This window comes from Kistimonas scapharcae, assembly GCF_039540975.1.
In the GTDB taxonomy this organism is placed as follows: domain Bacteria; phylum Pseudomonadota; class Gammaproteobacteria; order Pseudomonadales; family Endozoicomonadaceae; genus Kistimonas; species Kistimonas scapharcae.
This window is the reverse complement of record NZ_BAABFL010000100.1, coordinates 1-4,016: the sequence shown is the minus strand read 5'-3', so window position 1 is coordinate 4,016 and position 4,016 is coordinate 1. Positions and strand designations below refer to the sequence as shown.

Annotated in this window: 3 protein-coding genes; 1 reads left to right on the top strand and 2 read right to left on the bottom strand. The window is 51.6% G+C overall.

Translation table 11 applies throughout. The features are described 5' to 3' along the window. Positions 1 to 36: 36 nt before the first annotated feature. The gene (locus ABD892_RS05730; protein ID WP_345194448.1) at positions 37 to 738 is read right to left on the bottom strand and encodes a type IV pilus assembly protein FimV; all 702 of its coding nucleotides are present in this window, start codon (positions 736 to 738) and stop codon (positions 37 to 39) included. Between the two features lie 94 nt (positions 739 to 832). Beyond that, a complete protein-coding gene (locus tag ABD892_RS05725; protein WP_345194447.1) occupies positions 833 to 3,013 on the bottom strand; it encodes a malate synthase G in 2,181 nt (726 codons plus the stop codon). Positions 3,014 to 3,420: 407 nt separating this feature from the next. Here ABD892_RS05725 and ABD892_RS05720 point away from each other — a divergent pair. Next, positions 3,421 to 4,016: isocitrate lyase/phosphoenolpyruvate mutase family protein (locus ABD892_RS05720; RefSeq protein ID WP_345194446.1), on the top strand; the 596-nt coding region annotated here is incomplete at its 3' end.

Genomic DNA, 4,016 nt, shown 5'->3' with positions numbered 1-4,016 from the left:
ATGAAAGCATGAGCGGTAGCAACATACTGCGGATTTTCAGGCTTGGTTCAAGGCTTTCAATGAAACGTCAACAGCCCCTAATACCCTGGCATTGGCTCCCGCCTGGCGATTGGCTCTGGTTAGCTCCGATGTACGTTTGAGCCGGTTCAATCGCTTGGCTGCAACAATCTTTTGCTTATTCCTGAAGTTTTGCTTCTTGCTTTTCGGCAACGGCTCATTAAAACGGGTTAAAGGAAGCTCGGAGGCATTCGTGCCATTAGTATTTTGAACCCACAATCTGGGCTGAGAATTTTGCTCACCACTGTTGTTCTGCTTGATGGGGATTTGAATACGCATCAAAACCGTTTCATCAGCCGGCATTGCCATCAAAAGAAAATCCAGGTTCTCAAGCGAAACCGGCAATGTACTGGTTAAACGAATAATTTGACGTCCATCACTCTCCTGATGCCAGGAAGTATTGATCACCGCATTAAAGTATTGCAACGGAACGTCATAATTTTGATGTTCCAGAGGAGAAGCGACATCGACGACAACCGGCGCGTCAGGATCAACAAGACCGGAAACTTCAATCTCAGCATGAAGCGGTTCATTAAATCCGGAGAATAATTGTATCGCGGAAAACTCTATAGCGTGAAGGGAAGGCGCTAGCAACAGGCATACCGCAAGGAAAAACGCATAAACGCTTAACCCCGACACATGAATAATGTTGCTCTTCGGTTTCTGCCTAACCACTTTCATATTATTTAGAATAGCAAGGCAGAACCGTGAAAATTCATCATAAAAAAAAGCACCGGATGGTGCGTTTTTTTACATGCGCTACGGCGAGAGTGTCTTAACAACCAAACTTGGCTTTGGCTTCCCGACGACGCGCATGGAGAACAGGTTCTGTGTAGCCATTAGGCTGCTCCGTTCCCTTGATCACCAGGTCGCAGGCTGCCTGGAAAGCAATACTCTCATCAAAGTTCGGCGCCATATTGCGATAGCTAGGATCTTCAGCATTCTGACGATCAACCACGGCAGCCATCCGCTGCATGGTTTCCATTACCTGCTCTTCCGTGCAAACACCATGACGTAACCAGTTGGCGATGTGCTGGCTGGAAATACGAAGAGTCGCGCGATCTTCCATCAGGCCTACATCATTGATATCCGGCACCTTGGAACAGCCAACGCCATGGTCAACCCAGCGGACAACATAACCCAGAATACCCTGGGCGTTATTGTCCAGTTCCTGCTGAATCTCATCTGCTGTCAGTGCGGCAGGATCATCAAGCAATGGCAGTGTCAGGATATCATCCAGACTCGCGCGCTGGCGATTCGCCAGTTCAGTCTGCACATCCGCCACATTGACCTGATGATAATGAATGGCATGCAGGGTCGCGGCTGTTGGCGACGGCACCCATGCCGTATTCGCGCCCGCCTTGGGATGACCAATCTTGACTGACATCATCTGTTCCATCTGGTCAGGAATTGGCCACATGCCCTTACCGATCTGCGCACGCCCTTTCAGGCCGGCGGCAAGACCAGTATCGACATTCCAGTCCTCATACGCCTTGATCCAGGCCTCATTTTTCATGGGGCCTTTGCGGACCACCGGTCCCGCTTCCATGGAGGTATGGATCTCGTCCCCTGTCCGGTCAAGGAATCCGGTATTAATGAATACGACACGTTCTTTGGCGGCGGCGATGCAGGCCTTGAGATTCGCCGTGGTGCGGCGCTCTTCGTCCATAATGCCGACTTTCAGCGTGTTTACCGGAAGGTCCAGCGCTTGCTCAATACGCCCAAAGAGCGTGTTCGTGAATGCCACTTCCTCAGGGCCGTGCATTTTGGGCTTAACGATATAAACGCTACCCGCGCGTGAGTTGCTGTATGGGCCATTACCCTTGAGGTCATGAATGGCGATCAGTGAGGTAACCATGCCATCAAGAATACCCTCGGGAATCTCATTGCCGTATTTGTCCAGAACCGCTTCATTGGTCATCAAATGACCAACATTTCGGACAAACATCAGGCTTCGTCCAGGCAGTGCCAAAGCATTTCCGTCAGGTGTCAGATACTCACGGTCCGGATTCAGGCTACGGGTAACCGTGCGATCCCCTTTCTGGAACTCAATACCCAGCGTGCCTTTCATTAACCCCAGCCAGTTGCTATAAACAACAGCTTTATCTTCAGCATCCACGGCAGCAACAGAATCTTCACAGTCCATGATGGTGGTCAGTGCCGACTCAAGCAGTACATCCTTAACGTTAGCGGGATCATCTTTGCCAATCACATGCTCAGGATCAATTTGAATTTCAAGATGTAACCCATTGTTTTTAATGAGTATAGCGATTGGTTTCGTCAGTTCACCCTTGTAGCCAGCAAACTGCTCCGGACGTTGAAGCGCCGCTTCAGAGCCGTCCTTCAGTTTCACAGCCAATTGACCTTCCTTGATACCATAAGCGCAAACATCCGCGTGCGAACCTTTGACCAATGGCGCAGCCTCATCAAGAAAATGTCGGGCATAGTCAATGACTTTGGCACCACGCTGAGGATTGTATCCCTTCCCTTTCTCAGCACCATCCTGCTCAGAAATCACATCGGTGCCATAAAGTGCATCATACAGACTACCCCAGCGGGCATTGGCGGCATTCAGCGCGTAGCGGGCATTCATGACAGGGACAACCAGCTGTGGGCCTGCGAGCTTCGCGATTTCGGGATCAACATTCTCGGTGGTAATCGTGAAGTCTTCCGCTTCAGGCAACAGATAACCAATCTGTTCAAGGAAGGCGCGGTATTCAACCGCATTGTGTGCCTGACCGCGACGCTGCTGATGCCACGCATCGATTTGCGCCTGCAGGTCATCACGGCGCGCCAGCAAAGCTTTGTTGACGGGCGCCAGCTCAGTGACAATGTTTTCCAGTTCGGCCCAGAAGTGATCGGAATCCACCCCTGTTCCCGGCGCTATCTCGTTGGCAACCAGGTCATGTAAGACCTTGGCAACCTGGAGACCACCTGCTTGTATGCGTTCTGTCATCGTTATTATGCCTCTCAGCCCTGGTGAGCAATCCTGTCCTGCCAACCCCAAGCCTCCCCCGGCGAACAGCAGGTTTCAGGGTATAGGAGTGTGAAAATGCCGGAAAATTCTAGAAGATGCCACTAGGATTTCGCTAATTTATCGTCTTTATGACCGCTATTTTCCGGATGAATAAAATCCGACACCTGACCATCATGTCCTGCTGGCCAACTGTTGCTTATGTCATGCCAGCAGCAATTCATACAGGGCATATTCGTTATAAAAAATAAAAATTGCCCCCCATCCGTAGTTCCACTTACAATGCCTCCGGCATGCGGCTGGTGCCTTATGGTTGGCACGGTATTGAGGGGTATCAACCAACCTGCTTGCAAGCACCAGGCGCTCATTCCAGAAGTCAGGAGCGAAACATGACCACGTATAATCGCCAAGAAGAAATCGCCCGCATTGAGAAGGACTGGGCCGAGAATCCCCGCTGGAAAAACGTCAAGCGTACCTACACCGCGGAAGATGTTGTACGCCTGCGCGGTTCCGTCAAGATCGAAAACACCATCGCCCGCCAGGGTGCCGAGAAGCTCTGGGACCTGGTTTACGGTGGCCAGGCCAGGAAAGGTTATGTGAACTGCCTTGGTGCCCTGACGGGTGGTCAGGCGGTTCAGCAGGTTAAGGCCGGCATCGAAGCCATTTACCTGTCTGGTTGGCAGGTTGCTGCGGACAACAACAGCGCCAGCAGCATGTATCCTGACCAGTCTCTGTACCCTGTCGATTCCGTTCCTGCCGTCATCAAGCGCATTAACAACAGCTTCCGCCGTGCTGACCAGATTCAGTGGAAGAACGGTGTTAACCCGGGCGATGACAACTACACCAACATGTTCGCGCCTATCGTTGCTGACGCAGAAGCCGGTTTCGGCGGCGTTCTGAATGCTTACGAGCTGATGAAGCACATGATCGAAGCCGGTGCGGCCGGTGTTCACTTCGAAGACCAGCTGGCTTCCGTCAAGAAGTG

What these genes read in the sequence shown, in the direction of transcription:
- ABD892_RS05730 (WP_345194448.1), bottom strand. Translation starts at nt 738, where the DNA reads ATGAAAGTGGTTAGGCAGAAACCGAAGAGCAACATTATTCATGTGTCG.
- ABD892_RS05725 (WP_345194447.1), bottom strand. Translation starts at nt 3,013, where the DNA reads ATGACAGAACGCATACAAGCAGGTGGTCTCCAGGTTGCCAAGGTCTTA.